Origin of the sequence: Nonomuraea sp. NPDC050022 (assembly GCF_044460705.1) — a bacterium.
GTDB lineage: Bacteria > Actinomycetota > Actinomycetes > Streptosporangiales > Streptosporangiaceae > Nonomuraea.
In genome coordinates this window covers 167,408-187,453 of sequence record NZ_JBITKE010000014.1, presented here as the reverse complement: position 1 = coordinate 187,453, position 20,046 = coordinate 167,408, and the positions used below count along the sequence as shown (strand labels likewise).

General features: G+C 71.1%; 15 protein-coding genes. 7 read left to right on the top strand and 8 right to left on the bottom strand.

Annotated elements, in window-relative coordinates:
• Window positions 1-47: 47 nt before the first annotated feature.
• Window positions 48-1,205 carry a CoA transferase gene (locus ACIBO2_RS46585; protein WP_358537717.1) on the bottom strand — a complete coding sequence of 386 codons (1,158 nt, stop codon included), beginning with the start codon at window positions 1,203-1,205 and terminating at the stop codon, window positions 48-50.
• A gap of 78 nt (window positions 1,206-1,283) precedes the next feature.
• On the opposite strand from ACIBO2_RS46585, the gene ACIBO2_RS46580 reads away from it, so the two are divergent.
• Window positions 1,284-1,814, top strand: coding sequence for an AAA family ATPase (locus ACIBO2_RS46580; protein WP_358537715.1), 531 nt, complete (start codon window positions 1,284-1,286; stop codon window positions 1,812-1,814).
• Between the two features lie 5 nt (window positions 1,815-1,819).
• Here the strand turns inward: ACIBO2_RS46580 and ACIBO2_RS46575 are convergent, their stop codons facing one another.
• Entirely contained in the window at window positions 1,820-2,494 is a 675-nt protein-coding gene (locus tag ACIBO2_RS46575; protein ID WP_358537713.1) for a histidine phosphatase family protein, read from the bottom strand.
• Window positions 2,495-2,619: 125 nt separating this feature from the next.
• Between ACIBO2_RS46575 and ACIBO2_RS46570 the strand changes: the two genes are divergently transcribed.
• Entirely contained in the window at window positions 2,620-3,165 is a 546-nt protein-coding gene (locus ACIBO2_RS46570) for an EF-hand domain-containing protein (RefSeq protein WP_358537711.1), read from the top strand.
• A 175-nt stretch (window positions 3,166-3,340) separates the two neighbouring features.
• Window positions 3,341-5,272 carry an acyl-CoA dehydrogenase gene (locus ACIBO2_RS46565; protein WP_397304360.1) on the top strand — a complete coding sequence of 644 codons (1,932 nt, stop codon included), beginning with the start codon at window positions 3,341-3,343 and terminating at the stop codon, window positions 5,270-5,272.
• A 6-nt stretch (window positions 5,273-5,278) separates the two neighbouring features.
• Here ACIBO2_RS46565 and ACIBO2_RS46560 read toward each other — a convergent pair whose 3' ends face one another.
• The 4 genes from ACIBO2_RS46560 to ACIBO2_RS46545 form a co-directional block, all read right to left on the bottom strand.
• Window positions 5,279-6,568: a DegT/DnrJ/EryC1/StrS family aminotransferase gene (locus tag ACIBO2_RS46560; RefSeq protein ID WP_397304359.1), complete on the bottom strand. Its 1,290-nt coding sequence runs from the start codon at window positions 6,566-6,568 to the stop codon at window positions 5,279-5,281.
• Window positions 6,569-6,759: 191 nt separating this feature from the next.
• Entirely contained in the window at window positions 6,760-7,557 is a 798-nt protein-coding gene (locus tag ACIBO2_RS46555) for an amidohydrolase family protein (RefSeq protein ID WP_397304358.1), read from the bottom strand.
• Window positions 7,554-8,252 carry an amidohydrolase family protein gene (locus ACIBO2_RS46550; RefSeq protein ID WP_358537702.1) on the bottom strand — a complete coding sequence of 233 codons (699 nt, stop codon included), beginning with the start codon at window positions 8,250-8,252 and terminating at the stop codon, window positions 7,554-7,556. The genes ACIBO2_RS46555 and ACIBO2_RS46550 overlap by 4 nt, the downstream gene beginning before the upstream one ends.
• Window positions 8,253-8,262: 10 nt before the next feature.
• Window positions 8,263-10,239 carry a hypothetical protein gene (locus ACIBO2_RS46545; protein ID WP_358537700.1) on the bottom strand — a complete coding sequence of 659 codons (1,977 nt, stop codon included), beginning with the start codon at window positions 10,237-10,239 and terminating at the stop codon, window positions 8,263-8,265.
• Window positions 10,240-10,322: 83 nt separating this feature from the next.
• On the opposite strand from ACIBO2_RS46545, the gene ACIBO2_RS46540 reads away from it, so the two are divergent.
• The 3 genes from ACIBO2_RS46540 to ACIBO2_RS46530 all read left to right on the top strand — a co-directional run bounded on the left by ACIBO2_RS46540 (window position 10,323) and on the right by ACIBO2_RS46530 (window position 14,059).
• Window positions 10,323-11,219, top strand: a complete 897-nt coding sequence (locus ACIBO2_RS46540) for an amidohydrolase family protein (RefSeq protein WP_358537698.1) — start codon at window positions 10,323-10,325, stop codon at window positions 11,217-11,219.
• On the top strand, window positions 11,216-12,022 hold the full coding sequence (locus ACIBO2_RS46535; RefSeq protein ID WP_397304357.1) for an amidohydrolase family protein: 807 nt from the start codon (window positions 11,216-11,218) through the stop codon (window positions 12,020-12,022). Before ACIBO2_RS46540 ends, ACIBO2_RS46535 begins: the two co-directional genes overlap by 4 nt.
• A 66-nt stretch (window positions 12,023-12,088) precedes the next feature.
• Complete coding sequence (locus ACIBO2_RS46530; protein WP_397304356.1) at window positions 12,089-14,059, top strand: hypothetical protein; 1,971 nt, start codon at window positions 12,089-12,091, stop codon at window positions 14,057-14,059.
• A gap of 16 nt (window positions 14,060-14,075) precedes the next feature.
• Here ACIBO2_RS46530 and ACIBO2_RS46525 read toward each other — a convergent pair whose 3' ends face one another.
• Window positions 14,076-15,044 (bottom strand): helix-turn-helix domain-containing protein, encoded by a 969-nt coding sequence (locus tag ACIBO2_RS46525; RefSeq protein ID WP_358537690.1) that lies wholly within the window; start codon window positions 15,042-15,044, stop codon window positions 14,076-14,078.
• Window positions 15,045-15,181: 137 nt separating this feature from the next.
• Between ACIBO2_RS46525 and ACIBO2_RS46520 the strand changes: the two genes are divergently transcribed.
• Window positions 15,182-19,171, top strand: coding sequence for a S8 family peptidase (locus ACIBO2_RS46520; protein WP_397304405.1), 3,990 nt, complete (start codon window positions 15,182-15,184; stop codon window positions 19,169-19,171).
• Here the strand turns inward: ACIBO2_RS46520 and ACIBO2_RS46515 are convergent.
• Window positions 19,156-20,043 (bottom strand): dihydrodipicolinate synthase family protein, encoded by an 888-nt coding sequence (locus ACIBO2_RS46515; RefSeq protein ID WP_358537688.1) that lies wholly within the window; start codon window positions 20,041-20,043, stop codon window positions 19,156-19,158. The two genes, ACIBO2_RS46520 and ACIBO2_RS46515, sit on opposite strands and share 16 nt — an antisense overlap.
• Window positions 20,044-20,046: the final 3 nt, after the last annotated feature.

Here is a 20,046-nt window from a genome sequence, read left to right as displayed (position 1 = left end):
CGGAATGTTGACGCACCAGAGCGCCCGCCGGTGCCATCGGATTCGCATCACCCCTCGCGCTCTTCCAGCCAGCTGAGCACCGCGTCGCCGTCCTGGCCCAGGGCGGGCGGCGGAGTGTGCGCCACCTCGGGGCCGTCTTCGAAGCGCAGCGGGGGGCCCGGCAGTTCGATGCGGCCGAGTACGGGATGGTCCACCTCGATCACCAGGCCCTGCGAGCGGGTCTGGTCCCAGGTGTAGACCTCGTCGATCGAGCGGATCGCGCCCGCGGGCACTCCCGCCTCACCGAGCCTGGCCAGCCAGTGGCCGCGGTCGTGCGCGGCCAGAGCCTTCTCCATGTCGGCGATCAGCTCATCCCGGTGCGCGAATCGCTCCCTGTTCGTCGCATATTTAGCCACATCTGGGTCTATGCCCAGTAGGGCGGCCACCTTCTTCCACTGGCCGTCGTTGGCCGCCGCGATCTGCAGCATCCCGTCGGCGCAATGGAAGGCGCCGTAGGGGGCGATCGAGGCGTGGTGGTTGCCGTTGGCGCCGGGCACCTGGCCGCCCACGGTCCACGCCGTGCCGTGGTAGGAGTGCACGCCGGTGACGGCGGCCAGCAGCGACGTACGCACCACCCGGCCCCGGCCGGTCCGCTCGCGCTCGTACAGGGCCCCGGTCACGCCGTACGCGCCGTGGATGCCCGCGAGCAGGTCGGCGATGGACGCGCCCACACGGTACGGCTCGTCGCGCGAGGGGCCCGTCAGCGACATCAGGCCGGCCTCGCCCTGGGCGATCTGGTCGTAGCCCGGCCGGCCGCCCTCGGGCCCGTCGTGGCCGAAGCCGGTGATCGACAGGATGACCAGGCGCGGGTTGAGCTCGTGCAGCCGCTCGACGGAGAAGCCGAGGCGGTCGAGCACGCCGGTACGGAAGTTCTCGATGAGCACGTCGCTCTGGCGTACCAGGCGCTCGACGAGCTGTTTGCCGTCGGCGGACTTGAGGTCGATGGCGATGGACTGCTTGTTGCGGTTCGCCGCCAGAAAATAAGTGGAAATATCGTGATCCGGCCCGACGAAGGGCGGCCCCCAGCCCCGGGACTCGTCTCCTCCGTCCGGATGCTCCACCTTGATCACCCGGGCGCCGAGATCGCCGAGCATCTGAGCGGCGTGCGGGCCCGCCAAGGCCCTGGACAGATCCAGCACCACGATGTCACCAAGGGGTCCGGGCAAGGTCAGCCTCCAGAATTGCGTTCGTGGCGAAAGAGTAGTCTTTCAGGCTTCGTGTCTCCTTCACCTACCCTGGGAGCCGTGGAATCGCCCGCCCGCCGCATCCAGGCGCTCGATCCGTCGTGCGGGCCGGTCCGGCTGGTCGCCGTCGACGGCCCCGCCGGGTCGGGCAAGACCACGTTCGCCGGCGAACTGGCCACCGAACTCGGCTGCCAGGTAGTGCACAGCGACGACTTCCCGGTCCCGTGGGACGAGGGCCCCGGCGGCTGGTTCGACGCCCTCGACACGCAGGTGCTCCGCCCGCTCCAGCGCGGACTCCCGGGCGCGTTCCGCCGTTATGACTGGGTACGCGGCGAATACACGGACCTGATCACGGTCCCTGCCGCACCGGTCCTGATCATCGAAGGCGTGGGCACGGCCCGCCGATCGGCGGGCCATCTGCTGGCGTTCACCATCTGGGTGGAGGCCCCCGAAGAGGTGCGGCTGCGCCGGGTGATCGAGCGCGACGGGCCGGAGCTGGAACCGCGGTGGCGCGAGTGGTTCGCCAAGGAGCAGGCCTGGTTCGACGCCGACGACACGCGGGGTCGCGCCGATCTCATCAAAAGTGGTTGAGGCCGCTATAAGGACCGCAAGTGGTCGACGTCATTGAAGGACAGCAGCTCAAGACGGCCGTCCAGCGCCTCCCACGTCGAGACGGAGGCGTTGAGCACGGGCGCGAACTCATCCATGGCGGCCAGCTCGGCGTCCGGCGTCTCGGCGATCACATGCCGCAGGGTCAGCACCACCGCGTCGTGCGCGACGATCAGCACCCGCCGCCCAGCGGCCCGCGCGCCCAGATCACCGACCGCCGCGCGCACCCGGACCGCCACGTCACCCACCGACTCACCGCCCGGCGGCCGATAGTCGTAGTCCCCCGCCGCCCGCCGGCGCGCCAGTTCCTCGGGATGGCGCCGCCCGATCTCCGCCTCGTTGTACGGGGAGAGCATCCCCCGCTCCCGATCCCTGAGCCGCTCGTCCGTCGTCACCGGCAACGTCCGCCACACCTCTGAGGCGCTCGCCCAGGTGTCGAGCGCACGCGCGTAGGGCGAGCACCACACGAACTCGGGCGCCTCCTCCTGCGGCAGCGCCCCCAGCAACTGCCCGAGCGCCCCGGCCTGCCGCCGGCCCAGGTCCGTCAGGGTCACCTCGTCATCGCCACGCTCGTAGACGAGTGGCGTGTCGCCCGCTCGCCGGTAGGCGGCATTCGCCTCGCTTTCGCCGTGTCGTACGGCGAGGATCCGCGACGGTCCCATGTAGTGCATGGTGCCATAGCCGCGCCGGCTCGCCTTTACAAAGTAGATCCATCGGAACGCTCCTTTACTCACAGTTATTCAGCCATCACAATCAGTAAAGGAACCGTCAAGGCAAGGGGCACCCCATGACTGATCTCCTCGAGCGGAAACTGCGGCACTTCTTCGGGCTGATGGACCGGGACGGCAGCGACACCCTGGAACTGGACGACTATCTCGCCGCCGCCGACGGCGTCAGCGCGTCATGCGGCCTGGCGCCCGGATCGCCCGAGCACGAGGCCGTCCGCGCGACGTTCCGCCGGTTCTGGGAGGACGTCATCGAGCCCATGGACGCCGACGGCGACGGGCACGTCAGCTTCGCCGAATACGTCGACGGCTTCACCGAGGGCGTCCTCGACGAGTCCGACGGCTACGAGCGCATCCGGCCGTTGCTCGACGCGCTGATCGACATCGCCGACGCGGACGGCGACGGCCGGATCACCGGCGAGGAGTTCGCCCGCAGCCTCACGCACGGGTTCGGCGTCCCGGCGGACGAGAGCGCCGAGGCGTTCGCCCTGCTCGACGAGGAAGCGAAGGGGCACCTGACGCGCGAGGAACTGCAACGCGCGTCGACGGAGTACTTCCTCGGCACCGATCCCGACGCAGCCGCCAACGCCCTGTTCGGCAGGTTCTGACGGGTCCAGGTTTCTGACGAGCACAGGTTCTGATCGGCCCGGCTTCTGATCGGCCCGGCTTCTGATCGGCCCGGCTTCTGATCGGCCCGGCTTCTGATCGGCCCGGCTTCTGATCGACACGGCGTACCTCCTGCCCGCAGGGGGTGCGCCGTACTTCACTCTGAAAGGGCGCACCTTGGGCGTCACGGACGTATCAGCACTCACAGCGGCGCTCTTCGGACCGCGCTTCAGCGAGGTCCACGAACCGTGGCGCCGCCTGTTCGCCTCCGAGCCCTTCCGCGACAACGCCGACCTGTCTCCGGACGACCGCATGCGCCGGTCGTACCAACGGCTCAGGCACGTCGACAATAGCGTGCGGTCGGTCGAGGATCTCGTGTCCGACATCGAGACGCTCGCCGCCCTGCATGAATGGGCGTGTCCCGTGGACTGCGGCACCACCATGCTCGCCGGGATCCACTACAACCTGTTCCTGGGCAGCCTCCACGACCACACCCCGCACGAGCGGCGCAGCCTGCGCGACTACGCCCCGCTCCAGCGGACCGGGACATTCCTGTGCACCGAGCTCGCCCACGGCAACAGCGCCGCCGAGCTGGAGACCACCGCCGTCTACGATCCGCTCACCGCGTGCTTCGACCTGCACACCCCGCACCCGGGCGCCCGCAAGTTCATGCCGAACACCAGCGCGATCGGCGGCCCGAAGACCGCGGTGGTCGCCGCCCGCCTAATCGTCGACGGTGCGGACGAGGGCGTGTTCCTCTTTCTCACCCCACTGAGCGACGAGTCGGGACCGCTTCCCGGGGTCGAGATCCGGTGGCTGCCCGAACGGATGGGCAGCCCGATCGACCACTGCCTGACGGGGTTCGACCACGTACGACTGCCCCGCCACGCGCTGCTGGAGTCAGAGCGCGGCCGGATCCTTCCGGACGGTTCCTTCACCGGCGGCGTCGAGCGCCGGCGACGGTTCCTGTACTCGATCGGCCGCGTCACCGAAGGCAAGCTCTGCATGAGCGCGACCAGCCTGGGCGGCACCCGCGCCGCGCTCGCCATCGCCATCCGCTACGCGCACACCAGGCACACCTCCGGGCTCAGCCAGGTCACGGGCGGCAGCGTGCCCCTGTTCGCCTACCGCAGCCATCACGCCCGGCTGCTCGACGCGCTGGCCACCGTGTACGCCGCCACGCTCCTGCACCGGACCGCGGTACGACAGTGGGCGGCTCATTCCACGCATGACCGCGGCCAGGCGGAGAACCTGGTGGCGATCGCCAAGGGATGGATCACCTGGCAGTGCAGGGACGTGCTGATCGAGTGCCGCGAGCGCTGTGGCGCCCAGGGGCTGTTCCTGGTCAACGGACTGGCCGACTTCCTGACCGGCAGCGAGCTGCCCATCACCGCCGAAGGCGACAACCTGCCCATCTGGCTCAAGGCCGCGGGAAAGATGCTGCTGAGGGACCCGCTGCCACCGCCTCCGCCCGCGCCGCCCCCGGCCCTGACCAGCCCGCGCTTCCTGCACCACCTGATGATCTGCCTCGAGCACATCTGGGACCGGCGCGCCCGCGCCGCGTTCGAACGATGCGCCGACCCCCACCCGCTGAACCGCTGGAACGCCGCCACCAACCCCGCGTTGGAACTCGTCGCCGCCCATGCGCAGCGACTGGCAGGGGATGCCTTGCTGAACGCCGCCGCCGACGTTCCGGACGCTACCGAGCAGGACCTGCTACACCCCGGCGTTTCGGACGCCATGTGGCAGGACTTGCCGCACCCCCGCGTTCCGGACGCTGCTGGGCAGGACCTGCTGCGCCCCGGTGTCCCAGACGTCGCGGGACAGGACCTGCTGCACCTCCTCCACCGGATCTTCGCCCTGCGGCGGATCTCCCCGCACAGCGGAAGCCTGATGGCCGCGGGCCACCTGTCGGCCGAGCACGTCGAGCAGCTGCCCATCGTCCTCGACGAGGCGGTCGCGCGGCTCGCGCCGTACGCGCTGCTGCTTGTGGACGCCTTCGCCATCCCGGAGGAGATCCTCCACCGCTACCCGATCGCCAGGTTTCCTGAAAAATCCGATCAGAGCGATCCTGGCGCCCTGCTGATCGAACTGAGCGGGCATGGATGACGACGATCAGGCGGGCGGCATGGCGGCCAGCACCTTGGCCAGGGCCTCGGCCAGGTGGGCGGCGTGGCGGGGGTCGTCCATGAGCATCGACTGCCGGACCCAGACCACCTCCCGTGCCGCCGCCTCGGCGGCCGGGCACGGCTCCACCCGCGCGCCCTCCCGGACGAGCGCCGCCATCGTCCCGAGCGGCGGGTACCCGCCTTCGAGCGGCACCCCCTCGGCGGCCATCGCGGCGAGCAGGAACTCCCGGTCCACCGGCTCATGGAAGCGGAGCATGAGCAGATGGCGGGAGTCCCGGGTGGTACCAGGCGGCCGGGGCACCACACTCACCGGCAGCCCGCGGCCGTACGCCAGCCGCACCCCAGACAGGCCCCCACCCCACGCCGACTGCGCACCCGCCGATTCACCACCACCCGCTGCACCCACACCCGCCGACTGGTCGCCATGCGCCGCGCACCAGTCGGCCAGTTCGCGTTCGGCGGCGGCGCAGAAGGCCTCGCGGCGGGCGATCTCAGTGTCGAGGCGGTCGAGCCAGGGCAGCAGGAGGGCCGCCTGGATCTCGGTGAGCCGGAGGTTCCAGCCGACCGACGGGTGGCCGTACCACTGACCGCCGAGCCGCCGGCCGAGGTTGCAGACCGACCAGATCGCCTCGTACGCGGCCTCGTCGCGGCAGACGATCAAGCCGCCCTCGCCCGCCGTCATGGCCTTGCTCGCCTGGAAGCTGTACACCCCGGCATCGCCCAGTCCGCCGACCGGGCGGTCCTTGTAGGTCGCGCCGTGCGCCTGGGCGGTGTCCTCGACCACGACCAGGCCGTGGCGGGCCGCCAGCGCGTTGAGCGGATCCATGTCGGCGGGGCTGCCGGCCAGGTGGACGGGCATGATGGCGGCCGTTTTGTCCGTCAGCGCTGCTTCGACGGCCTCTGGTGACAGGTGCAGGTCCACCGGGTTCACGTCGACGATCACGGGCGTGGCACCGGCCAGGAGCACCGCCGTGGCCGAGGCGACGAAGGTGTAGGCCGGAACGATCACCTCGTCGCCCCGCCCAACCCCCAGACCTCTCAGCGCGGCGAACAGGCCCAGTGTCGCGTTCCCGACCGCCACGCCGTACGGCACGCCGGACCTGTGGGCGAACGCGGCGGTCAGGTCCGCGACCGTGGAGCCGCCCTGGGTGGCGCCCCACTGGCCGCTCTCCAGGACCTCGGTGACGAGAGCGCGCTGGGCCGGGTCGAGCGGCGGCGGCCACGCGGGCCAGGGCGCCGAGCGGACCGGCGTACCACCGTGGAGGGCGAGTGTCACGGGGAGCGTCCCTTTCGATTCGGCTCGGGGTGAGGTGGGGCGTGTTGGGGTGAGCTGGCGGTTGGGGGTCCGGGATGGGTTGGAGAGGTCGGGGTTCGCGGGGTTCGGGGCTGATGGCTCGGGGCTCGGGGCTGATGGGTGGGGCCTGGGGGCTCGGGATGGCTCGGGGCTGGGGGCTCGGGGGGTTCAGGTCACAGAGGGAGAGCGAGGAGGCGGGCGAGGTTGGCGCCCTGGACGAGGGTGCGGTCCCTGTCAGTGAGCGGGGCGAGGGCGATCCGGCCGAAACCGGTGCGCAGGTCCAGGAAACAGGCGTCCGACCCGAACACCACCCGATCCGCCCCGATCATGTCGACGAGCCGGGCGATCCAGCGGCCGGTCATCTTGGAGCCGCAGATCTCCAGGTAGAGGTTCGGGTGGTCGGCCGCCAGACGGGCGGCGCGAGCGAAGCCGTACGCCCAGAGCCCGGTATGCCCCATGAGCAGCGGCACCGCCGGATGGCGGGCGGCGACTGCGGCGAACTGGGCGGGGTCGCTCCACGGCGAGTCGGTCTGGCCGTGGGCGAGAACGGGCAGGCCGAGCTCCCACACCGGGTCGTAGAGCGGGTCGTCCAGACGGCACTGGTGTACGTCGGGATGCAGCTTCACGCCCCACACGCCCTCCAGGGTCAGGGGCGTGCGGTGGTGCGGGTTGTAGACCTGCCAGACGCCGAACCGGCCGGGGAAGCGCTCGGCGATCTCGGCGGCCAGCCGGTTGCCGCGTACGGCGTCCGGGCCGACCGCGAGCAGGTGACTGATGCCCATCGCGGTGACGCCGATCCGGTCCATCGTGGCCACCAGGCCCTCCGCGGACGGATCGGGGATGAGGAAGTCGGGCCAGTCGCCGACGTGACCGTGCGCGTCGAGGACCACATCAGCCCGCTCAGGACGAAGGACCACATCGGCCCGCCCAGGAAGGGGGCTCACATCGGCCCGCTCCGGAAGGAGGCTCACATCAGCCCGCTCAGGGAGTCGGCGGCGATCAGGTCGACGGCGGACGGCTCCAGGTCGAGGTGGTCGAGGAGGAAACGGGGGCCGCAGTCGTCGGCGATCGGCGCGCCCGTACCGAAGACCAGCCGGTCCGCCCCGAACCGATCGGCGAGCCATTCGACGCCGCCCTGGGTGTTGACGGTGCCGATCTCCAGCCAGAGGCGGCGGGTCTCCGCCATCAGTTCGGCCACCGCGCGCAGGCGACGGTAGCCGGGGTTGAGCAGGAGGACGCGCTGCTCGGGCAGCCGCTCCAGCAGCGTGCGGAGCTGGGCGGGCGACGTCTCATCCAGGTCGATCGCGATGGGCAGGGCGATGGCGGCCAGCCAGCGCAGCGCGATCGGGCCGGTGAGGTCGAAGCGGTGGCGTTCGGGACAGAGCCTGATCATGCGGACGTTCCACGCCAGCACCTCGTGAACCGCGACCGGCGCGGACGCCCCGGTCACGCCGGGCACCACGACGGGCACCGGGATGAGCCGGGGGTCGTCCAGCCGCAGGAGGACCTCGTTGCCCGCCTGCGCGTCCGAGTAGAGGCTGAGCGTGTGGGTCACACAGGCCCGGTCGATGCCCAGCCGGTCCATCTCGGGCCCGGGGTCCGACGGCAGGTCGTCGAACGGTACGGGACCGATCAGCCGGTGGGCATCGATCACACATTTCGGCACAGACCGAAATCTAGCCAGTGGTCGCCGGGATGGTCAAGGGCGGGCAGCCGGGGTCGAGCCTGATCCGGGCCAGGTTCCGGCCCACCAGGGCCCAGGCACGCCAGCTGCCGGGCTCGAAGTGGAGCTGGGGGTTGGTGTACCACTCGTCGCCCAGGCCGGTGGCCAGCAGCTTGGCGTCGGTGCCGAGTTCGTAGGCGTTGCCGCCGCCGAAGAAGGTGGACACGAACACCTTGCCCCGATGTACGGTCAACTCTCCGTAGCCGGCGAGCTTGCCCTGGCTGACCACCTTCTTGGTGGCCAGGTCCAGCGCGATCCAGGCTCCCGAGTCGCGCTTGTACACGCCGTACAGCAGCCCACGGTGCACCTTGATGTCCTGGAACGTCCGGAAATTGGCGACCGGATCGACCTGCCAGATCACCTTGCGCTTCCTCAGGTCGAAGGCCGCCACGGACGCCGAGGTCTTGACCGGCGGAGTGCCCCCGCCGCCGAGCACGTCGCCGCCCAGGTAGACGACGCCGGCGCCCAGCGACAGGCTCATCAGGCTCTGACCGGGGATGACGTCCACGTACACGTCCATCTTGCCGGTGTCCGGGTCGACCACGGACAGGGCGCCCGACAGCTTGGCGCCGAGTGGCGCGGAGGCCACCAGGAGCTTGTCGGTCAGCGGGTCGTACTCGATGTCCCATGGCCGCTGCTGGTCGTGGCCCAGGTAGCCGAGCCCGCGCACCTGGTCGGTGCGGATGTCGATGGAGAGGATCTGCCCGCTCGGGTACATGGCCGCGTAGATCTTGTTGCCGCGCCGCACCAGGTCCTTGGGCTCGCCGGGCAGGCGGAACCTGCGCTTGGCGCCCGTACGCAGGTCGCGGACCTCCATCGAGAAGTGCCCGCCGATGTAGAGGGCGCGGTTGGGCACGAGCAGCATGCTCTGCGGCCGTTCGGCACCGGCGGGTATTCCGGCCTCGACCAGGTCCACGAACTCCGACTTGCCCGTACGCAGATCGAGCCACCACATGCCGCCGCTGCCCGAGACGCCGAACAGGGTGTTGTCGTCGAGCAGTTGCAGCCGCCTGGTCTCGTCACCGGGGGACGGCGGGTCGGCGATCTTCGTGAACGCGGCGTCGCCGGTCCGGTAGCGGTAGACCGCGCCGTCCGGGCGGGTGGTGGCGTAGACCGTGCCATCGGCGACCACCGTGAGCATGTCGAGGCTGCCCTCCGCCAGGGCGGGCTGCCGGAGGTCGGTGCCGTCCTTGCGCACGTCGATGAGGGTTCCACCGCTGGCCGCGTACACGCGGTCGCCGTGCTCCGCGACGGCGCCGAATCCCGTGGGGCCGGTGGCGAGCCGCGTGGCCGTGCCGGTGGCCCGGTCGATCGACATGAGCTGGGCCTTGTCGAGCAGGCCGGCGTAGACGTGGTCGGCGTCCGCGGCGATGGCCCTGACGTAACGCTCGCCGGGCGCCAGTACGCCGAAGTTCCGGACCGCGCCGGTGCTGGGGACGTACTCCCAGACCTTGCCGTCCGGGTACGTCCCCGCGTAGAGGGTGCCGTCGGGCGCCGCGGTCAGGCTCCAGACGAAACCGCCGTTCTTCCCGAACGAGTACAGGCGCTTCACCTCACCCGTCGCCGGGTCGAAGCTGTAGAGGTCGGGGACCGGGTACGTACCGACATAGATCTTGCCGCCGGACACGGCGGTGGCCCAGCCACCCTCCGCCTCGCCCGCCGCCGGGCCGTCGGGGAGCGTGACGCTCCTGACGACCTTGCGGGTGGCCAGGTCGATCTCCGCCAGTACGGGCGGCTTGGGGCCGCGTTCGACGACGTAGGCGTGCCCTTCGTGGACGACGGCGCCGACGATCGCACCGGTGACCGACGCCGGCCCGAACGTCTCCACCGCTGGGCTCGCACAATCGGCGACGGCAGCGGCTTCGGCGGTGGGGGCTGTGAGGAGGGCGGGTAACAGGCCGGCCACGACGACCATGAGTGAGCGGAGCATGTGGGCCTCGCGTTCATTACTGAGCGATTTTGGCCATGACCGTAATCTTATGCGCGCTGTTCGTCAATGGCATGATTGGCTTCATGGCGATTAGGGACAAGACCGGTATGGCGTTCGACGCTTGGGGGCTGATCGGTGGGCTGGAGGTGGCCCTGGACGTCGACGTGCTCGTGGGCGCCTACCCGGACCGCGACGGGCCGCCCGGGACTCCGGCCACCGTACGGGCGATGCTGGCTGCGCACCGGATCCGGGCGGGGGCGGTGGCGAGCCTGCGGGCGGCGCTCTTCGACGTACGCTCGGGCAACGACACGACCATCGCGCTGGCGGCGCCCTATGCGTTGGCGGCAGCCGACACCCTGACGGTATCCGGCGAACAGACCGCGCCCGACGACCTGACGGCAGCCGACACCTTGGCGGCGCCCAACGGAGGGGCGGCGTCGCGCGGGCCGACGGCCGGAGCGGCGGCGGCGTTCGTACCGGTAGGGGTGGTCGATCTGCGGGATCCCGTGGGTGCGGGGCACGAGATGGACCGTCTCGCGGCCGCGGGTGTGCGGGCGGTCCGGCTGTTTCCGGATGAGCAGGGCGTGGAGCCCGGTTTTCCGTCGGTCCGGCATGTCGCCCGGCGGGCGGCGCGGCTGGATATGACGGTCCTGACCGGTGGCGACGTACGCAGGTTCTGGCAGCCGTTCGCCGGGCTGGAGGCCAGGGTGGTCTTCCTCGACACGCACTTCTACCATCTGGGCGACTTCCTGGTGGCCGCCGCCGACGAGCCCGGCTTCCACACCTCCACCCGCCTGCTCAACTCCCCCGACGCGCTGGAGACGGTCGCCGCGGAGCTCGGCGCCGACCGGCTGCTGTACGGCTCGCGGACCCCCCACTACGAACCCGTTGTCCCGCTGCTCAGGCTGGCGACCAGCGGCCTGAAGCCCGACGAGGTGGCCGCCGTGGCGGGCGGCAACGCCAGGAGGCTACTCGGATGATCATCGATGTCCACGCCCATTGGGGCCCCTGGTTCTTCACCATGGACGTGGCCGGGGCGACCCTCGCCACCATGGACCGCTACGGCATCGACCGGGCCATCGTGTCGTCCACCGAGGCGGTCATCTACGACGCCCCGGCGGGCAACCGCGCCCTGGCCGCAGCCCTGAACGACCAGGGAAACGGCGGGATCGGGCGCGAAGGCGACCCGGACGGCGGGCGCGAAGGCGGTCCAGACAGTGGGCGCGAAGGCGGACAGGGTCGGTTGTACGGCTATGTCACCATCAACCCGCGCAGGCTTCAGGAGGCGGTCCGGGATCTGGCCGAGTACCTGCCTACCGGCCGGTTCGTCGGTGTCAAGATCCACACCGACTACACGGGCTCCCCCGCCACCTCGCCCCAGTTGCGCGACGCCCTCGAACTGGTCGCCTCGGCGGGCTGCCCGGCGCTGGTCCACACCTGGGGCCCCTCGGTGCTCGACCTGGCCCAGGTCTGCCTCGACACGCCGGGGCTCCGGGTGATCGCCGGGCACATGGGCGCCGACGGGTTCAGGTACGCGATCGAGGCGGCCCGCGCCTGCGACCGCCTCTACCTGGAGCCCTGCTGGTCCCACGCCCCGGCGGGCCGCATCGCCGAGGTGGCGGCGAACGTGGACGCGCGGCAACTGCTGTTCGGCACCGACGCGACGCTGATCGACCCGTCGTCGGCCTTCGGCTCGGTCGCCGCGGCGAACCTCAGGGGCGAGACGGCCGAGCGGATCGCGTGGCGCAACGCGGCGGAACTGTTCGGCCTGGAGACCGACTAACACGATCTGGACATTACGGCCCGGTCCGTTATAGCGTGCGGCGCAACTTCACCAAGGGAGCCGCACATGATCCCCCGTCGTCGTTTCCTGCGAGCGGCCGCCGCGGCCGCCTCCCTCACCGCCGTACCGGTCATCCAGGCCAAGGCCGCCGAAGCCCGGTCCGGCGAGGAGACCAAGAGCAGCCGCGAGCCCGAGGGCACCGTCACCGGCCTCGGGCCAGCGAGCGTCGCCAGCCCGCTGGGCAACGGCGAGTTCGTCGGCGGCGTCCTGTACGTGGGCTCCCGCGGCCTGTCTCCCAACGTGGTGGGCGCCTACGACCTGGCCAAGGATTCGGTCACCACCCATTTCGACATCCCCACCGGCGTGGGCGTCTGGGCGATGTGCCGGGTGGGCACCGACGTCTATGTGGGCACGCACGCCCGTTCCGACCTCTACCGCATCGACACCGTCGCGGGACAGGTGACGAAGGTCGCCGAATACCCCGACCACTACATCTGGACCATGGCCTCCTCCCCCGACGGCAAGGTCTACATGGGCACGTCGGAGCCGGGCCGCGTCTGGGAGTACGACCCGGCCACGGGCACCAGCCGCGACCTGGGCCAGCCCGCCCCCGGTGAGGCGTACGTGCGCAGCATCCAGGCCGACGACAAGTACGTCTACGCGGGCGTCGGCTCCCACGCCCACCTCGTCGCGATCGACCGGGCGACCGGCGAGAAGCGGGAGCTGCTCCCGGCCGCTCTGGCCGACCGCGACTGGGTGTCGAGCATGAACATCTCCGACACCCACATCGCCGGCGGCATGAACTCCCTGGCCGAGCTGGTCGTCCTCGACAAGGCCGCGCCGGGCGACTACAAGCTGGTCAAGGCCACGGCTCCGGGCGAGAAGTACGTCGTCGCGGTGCTGATCCACGACGGCTATGTCTACTTCTCCGGCCGCCCCTCGGGCACCTTCTACCGCTACGAACTGGCCACGGGCAAGCTGGAAGTGCTCGGCGTGCCGTACTTCGAGGCGCTCACGCACCGGCTGCTGGCCCACGAGGGGCGCGTCTACGGCATCCAGGACAGCGCGGTCTTCGTGTACGACCCCGCGACGGGCACCCTCGACTACCTCAACCTGGTGCAGCGCGGGCTCAAGGCGGCGCCCGAGGAGCCGATGTCGGTCCACTCCGACGGCCGCCGCGTCTACGTGGGCGGCAAGGGCGGCGCCGACGTCCACGACCTGGCCACGGGCAAGGTGAGCAGGCTGGGCATCTCGGGCGAGCCGAAGACGCTGCTGACCGTCGGCGGCACCACCTACCTCGGCGTCTACACCCAGGCCGCGCTCTACTCCTACCGGCCGGACGAGGCGGAGCCGAAGCTGCTGGCCCGTACCGGCAACCAGCAGGACCGGCCGCGCGACCTCGCCTACGACGCGCGGACGGGCCTGATCGTGATGCCCACGCAGCCGGAGCCCGGCCACATGAACGGCGCCTTGTCGCTCTACTCACCGCGCACCGGCACGTACGAGACTTATCGTCCAGCCGTCGAGCGGCAGACCGTCTACTCCGTCGCCACCCGCCTCGGCACCGCCTACCTCGGCACCACCACCCAGGAGGGCCTCGGGCTGCCGCCTGTCACCACGAGCGCCAGGCTGGCCGCGTTCGACCTGGTCAAGCGGAAGCTGCTGTGGCAAGTCGAGCCGATCGCGGGCGCGCGGTACATCTCCTCCCTCGCGCTGGGCCCGATCACCCTGTACGGCATGGCGAGCACGGGTGAGGTGTTCGAGTTCGACCTGATCCGCAAGAAGGTCACCAGGACGCTGAAGGTGGGCGCCAAGGGCGGCGAGCTGTTCGTCACCGGCCGTGTCGCCTACTGCACCGACGGCGACAAGGTGTACAAGCTGGACCTGGTCACGTTCACGGCGAAGACGATCGTCGAGGGCTTGGCCGGTCAGTGGTTCGGCGGCGAGCCCAAGCTGGCCCTGGACCCCTCCGGCAAGGCCCTGTACGGCGTACGCGGCCGAGACCTGGTCCGCATCGCCATCTCAGGCCGCCGCTGAGCCGTCAGAACAACCGTCAGATCCACCCACGTTCCCTCGCCGCCATCCCCGCCTGGAAGCGGGTGATGGCGTTGAGGTCCTGCATGAGGTCGTGGATGCGGCGCTGCACGGTACGCAGCCCGAGCCCGAGCGCCCGCGCGATGCCCTCGTCGGTCAGTCCCCCGGCCATCAGCGCCAGCAGGTCCCTGGCCAGCTCGTCCGGACCGTCGGCGGGCGGCCGGGGCACCGCGCGTAACGGGAAGCCGCGCCGCCACTCCCGCTCGAACAGCGCGATCAGCGCGTCCAGCAGCGCCGAGTGGTGCAGGATGAACGCCGCGTCGATCGCGTACGCCCCGCTGCGGATGGGGATCAGCGCGAGCGCGTCGTCGGCGATCCAGATCTTCACCGGCGCGTCCGCCACCACGCGCACCTTCTCACCACGCGCCGCCGCGGCCTGGATCAGCTCCAGCCGGCCCGGCATCGCCAGCGCCTCCAGGTCGTAGACGCTGCGGTAGTCGACCCCCGCCTGGAGCATCCGCAGCTCGCGCTCCGTATTGCCCGACAGGTCCGGCATGACGTACGGGGGCTTGTCGATGTTGCGGAACATGCTCTGCGCGCTCTCCTGGAGCGCGTACGCCCGGCTGATGATGTTGTCGGTGCCCATGACCACCTCCACCTGCTCGGCGGGGTGCGCCGCGTAGCGTGAGGCCCGCTGGAACGACGTGGTGAGCTCGTGGATGGCCGTCCGTACCTGGTGCAGCTCCTCCTCCTGGCGGCTGAGCATCGGCCGGATGGCGATGTCCGGCGCGACCGCCACGTATCGGGCGCGGCGGCCGGGCAGGCGGCTGGCCAGCCCGCGCCGGGCAAATCCGGCGAGCGTGCGCGCGGCCAGCGGCGTCGAGACCCCGCAGTGCGTGGCGAGTTCGGCGGCCGATGACCGCGGATTCTCGACGAGCATCGTGTACAGGCGGCTCTCGGCCGGTGACAGGCCGATCGCTTCGAGCATGGCGGCACCCTTCTGACCAATGGCGGGATACCGCCACCTGGCGGGTTTTGGCCCCTCCGGCGTACTTGTGCCCTGACTGATTCCCAGATTAGGTCAGCGAGGAAACGATCTCCACCGCACAGGAGAGTGCCGTGCGCATGCTGTCCACCCCCCGGCGCCGCGGTCTCGGGGCCTTACTCGCGCTCGCGCTGGCGGTGCCGCTGGTCGCCGTAGCCGAGCCGGCCACCGCCGCGCCCGCCGCCGCACCCGCTGAGGCGCCCGCCAACGGGTCCGCCAACGCGCCCGCCGCCGTCAAGGCGCGGGGTACGGCGCCCGTCAAGATCACCCTGGTCACCGGGGACACCCTCACCTACTCCAAGGACGCCGCGGGCCGCGCGGCGGTCGTCGTGGACCCCCGCGACGGCCACGAGGCGACGACCTACCAGGCCCAGCAGGACGAGCACGGCTACTACGTGATCCCCGCTGACGCCGGTCCTTACGTCAGCAGCGGCCTGCTGGACAAGGAGCTGTTCAACGTCGACTACCTGGCCGTCAACGGGTACGGCGACGCCAAGGCCGATCGGCTGCCCCTCATCGTCCAGTACCAGCCGCAGGTGAAGTCCGGCGACGTCGCGGGCAAGGCCCGGGCGCTGAAGGGCGGCACGGAACCGCTGGTCCTGAAGAGCATCGACGGCGCCGCGCTGAAGGTCGACAAGAAGCAGGCCCGAACGTTCTGGCAGTCCGTGACCGGGGAGACGACCCCGTCGGAGGCCAAGGCGAAGGCGGCCCCCGCCCTCGAGAACGGCCTGCGCAAGGTGTGGCTCGACGGCAAGGCCAAGGCGCTCGACGACGTCAGCAACCCGCAGATCGGCGCGCCGAAGGCGTGGGCCGCCGGGTTCGACGGCACCGGCGCCACGGTCGGCATCATCGACACCGGCATCGACGCCCAGCACCCCGACCTTCAGGGCAGGATCGCCGAGGCGCGCAGCTTCGTCCCGGCGGGCAGGCCCGGCGGCGGCGACCCGGCCAACGCCTCCGACAAGTTCGGCCACGGCACCCACGTGGCGGGCATCATCGCGGGCAGCGGCGCCGCGTCCAACGGCCGCTACAAGGGCGTGGCGCCCGGTGCCCGGCTGACCATCGCCAAGGCGCTGGACGACACCGGCAGCGGCAACAACTCCGAGATCATCGCGGCGATGGAGTGGCAGGCGGCCACCGAGCACGCCCGGGTGGTCAACATGAGCCTGGGCAGCAACGGCGCGACCGACGGCACCGACCCGCTGAGCCAGGCGGCCAACGACCTGACCGCCGAGTACGGCACGCTGTTCGTGGTCGCGGCGGGCAACTCGGGCCCTGACCGGTTCACCGTGGCCGCGCCCGGCGCGGCGACCTCGGCCCTCACGGTCGGGGCGGTCGACTCCGCCGACAAGATCGCGTCGTTCTCCAGCCGCGGCCCGCGCCTGAGCGACGACTTCGCGATCAAGCCGGAGATCACCGCGCCCGGCGTGAACATCATCGCAGCCCGCGCGGCCGGGACCTCGCTCGGCGAGGGCAGCAGCGTCCCGGGCGGCGGCCCGATCGACGACAACTACACGGCGGCGTCCGGCACCTCGATGGCCACGCCGCACGTGGCCGCCGCGGCGGGCATCCTGGCCGCCCAGCATCCCGACTGGACGCCCGACCAGCTCAAGACCGCCCTGGTGGGCACCGCGCAGCCCCTTGACGCCACCTCGCCGTACGACCAGGGCGCCGGTCGGCTGGACATCGGCCGGGCCGTCACCCAGCAGGTCTTCGACGACCTGTCGGTGGTGTCGGCCGGGTTCACCGACCCGTACACCGGCCAGACGCTCACCAAGAAGGTGACCTACCGCAACACCGGCAAGGACCCCGTCACGCTGTCCCTGTCGCTGGCACTGGCGCGCGGCGAGGCGCAGGTGCCCGCCGGGATGGCCTCGATCACGCCGTCGTCGCTGACCGTGCCCGCGGGCGGCACCGCCTCGGCGGACCTCACCATCGAGCCCAAGCTCGGCGAACCCGGCTGGTACGAGGGCCGGCTGACGGCGACGGCCGGGACCGACCGGCTGACGGCGCCCATCGCCTTCCGCAAGCAGGCCCAGATGGACACGGTGCACGTCAAGCTCGTCGGCAAGCCCGAGTGGGCGAGGCTGAACCCCGGACCGCTGTCCGTGATCAGGGTCAGCGACACCGATCCGCTCCTCGACGGCGAGCCGCGCACCATGGTCACCGAGAGCTGGCGGGCCACCGACGTGCCCGGCACGGTGCAGGTGGACGTGAAGCTCGCCCACGGCGGCGTCTACTCCATCAGCACCCAGCCGTGGTGGTACACCATGCCGGCCCACCAGCTCCAGTACGGCCTGCTGATCGCCCCCGAGACCAAGCTCACCGGCGAGACCACGATCACCCTGGACGCGACGAAGACCGAACCGTTGCGGATCAGCACGCCGCGCGAGTCGGAGCCGGTGTTCCTGAACACGATGAACGTCCGCACGACCGCCTCGGGGCGGATGTACGCCGGCGCCTCGCTGCTGAGCTACGAGCCGGCGATCACCGGAAACTACTGGGTCACGCCGGTCACGTCCAAGCCGACCGTGGGCACCTTCACGTTCCTGTTCGACCAGATCCGCCGGGCGCCGGAGGTCTCGCTGAGCGTGCCGGGCCTGTCGCTGCATCCGCGCTACGTCAGTGAGCACGACGCCCTGGTGCCCAAGTTCGCCGCCGACCAGCGGCTGAGCCTGACCACCATCGGCGCGGACATACGCGGCAAGCTGGTCTATCTCCCCGCCAGGGACTCATTGCAACTCCTCCTGACCGACATGGAGACGGCGATCAAGGGCGGGGCCGCGGGTGTGATCACCAACGACCGCTTCGCCTGGATCCTCAGTGCCGACGCCTACCTCGCCCAGAACAAGCTGCCCCTCCTGTGGCTCGACAGCGCCGAAGCCGACGCCCTCGGCAAGGCCATGGCCCGCAAGCCGTACCCGGCCGGGAAGCTGACCGTCCAGCCGAACAGCCCGTTCGAGTACAAGCTCGCCTACTACGTGAAGGGCACCACCGCCGGCCGCCTGACCTTCGCCCCGAAGGCCCGCGACCTGACCGCGATCGACACCACCTACCACGCCCAGTTCCCCATGCAGGCGGGAAGGTGGGGGCCGTACCCGAACTTCAACGAGGTCGACCACACCTACATCCCCGTCCAGCCGCTCAGCGTCCGCGGCTCGCACCTCTTCAACGCGCCCGTGACCCGGACCGAGTACTACAACACGACCGGCGGCGAGGTGCTGTGGCAGCGCGGCTACCAGTTCCGCGACCCCGCCACGGACACCACTCGCCTGGCCATGTCCGAACGGGGGTTCACCCGCGCCACCCAGGAGCGGGAGGAGTGGAACGAGGCCCTCATGCCCACCCAGATCACCACCGGGCCTGACCGGCCGGACTGGGTCGATCCGGGGATCTTCTGCGACGGCTGCCGCCAGGGCGACCGGCTGCGGATGCGCGCGCTCGTCCCGTTCGGCCTGGGCTACTACACCGACGCCGCCAACCCCAGCCACACCTACGTAGGGGCGCCGGGCGACGAGCAGACCCACCTGTTCAGCGGCGAGACGGAGGTGCAGCCCCAGTCCGACGAGATCGGCCTGCCGTACTACAGCGTGCCGGCCGGGTCGGGCACGTACCGGCTGACCAATGTGTGGAAGGACGGGTTCACCGGCAAGCACGCGGGCACCAGCGTCGAGTCCACCTGGACGTTCCGATCCGCCCGCCCGGCCAAGGACAGCGCCCCGTACCAGTGCCTGGACGGCCTGCTCTTCGGTGACAAGCAGCCGTGCGCCCGGCTGCCGCTGATCCAGCTCCGGTACGAGCTCAACCTGCCGGGCAACGACACCGTGGCGGCCGGCCGGCCGTTCGCGTTCACCGTCAAGGCCGAGGGCGGCGCGTCCGCGCTGCGGGTCTGGACCTCCGCCGACAAGGGTGCCCACTGGACGCCGGCCGTGGTCCTCCCGGCGCCGGGCGGCTCCTACAAGGTCCTGGTGGTCAACCCGGCCGGCAGCATCACGATCAAGGCTGAGGCGAAGGGCAAGGACGGCAGCGCCGTCACGCAGACCGTCGCCGACGCCTACATCGCGAGGTAGCCCCCCGCCCTCGCCACCGCGGCCCGTTCCTGCTCCGGCAGGGGCGGGCCGTACGGGTCGTGGGCGTGGGACTCCGGGATGCGGCCCTCGGCCGCCGCGAGCCACAGCATGCGCTGGACGTAGCCCTCCATGGGCTCGGTGAAGGTGACGGTGGCCAGGCGGTCCAGGCGGCCCGACGCCGCGTCGAAGGCCCGCAGGTCCGAACCTCGGTAGGCGGCCATGACCCCGGCAGTGACCTGGACCGACGCGGCCGCGAGGCCCACCAGGGCGGCCTCGGCGCCCCACAGGAGCGACGGGCCGAACATGCGGTCCTCACCGGTGATGGCCAGCCGGCCCGCCTCTCTCGCGAGGGTGATGGCGCGCTGGCAGCCCATGGCGTCGGACAGCAGCGCGGTCTTGATCCCGGCCACGCCGGGATGCCGGAGGAGGTCCCGCATGGTGTCGGCCGGGCAGGGCCGGGTGTAGAGGTCGAAGGCGATCATGGGGATCCCGGCGGCCCGCCAGATCGCCTCGTGGCCGCCCAGCCGGTCGCCCTCGGCGGGGAAGACCAGGACGCCATCGGCGCCGAGCCTCGCGGCCACCTGGGCCTCCGCCACGGCCCGCTCGGGGGCGCCGCCGACGCCGACGATGACCGGCACGCCGAGCGCGACCGCGCGCTCGATCACGGCGGCGCGTACGTCCGGAGTCAAGTACGGCCCGCGGCCGGTGTGCGCGAGCACCGCCAGCCCGTCAGCACCGTCCTCGACCAGCCCGGTGAGGTAGCGCGAGACCACGCCGAGATCCACCTCGCCCGACTCCGTCATGGGGGTGGCCGCGGCGGCGAGCAGCGTGCCGCGAAGACGATCACGGAGGACTTGTGCCGAAATATCCACCCG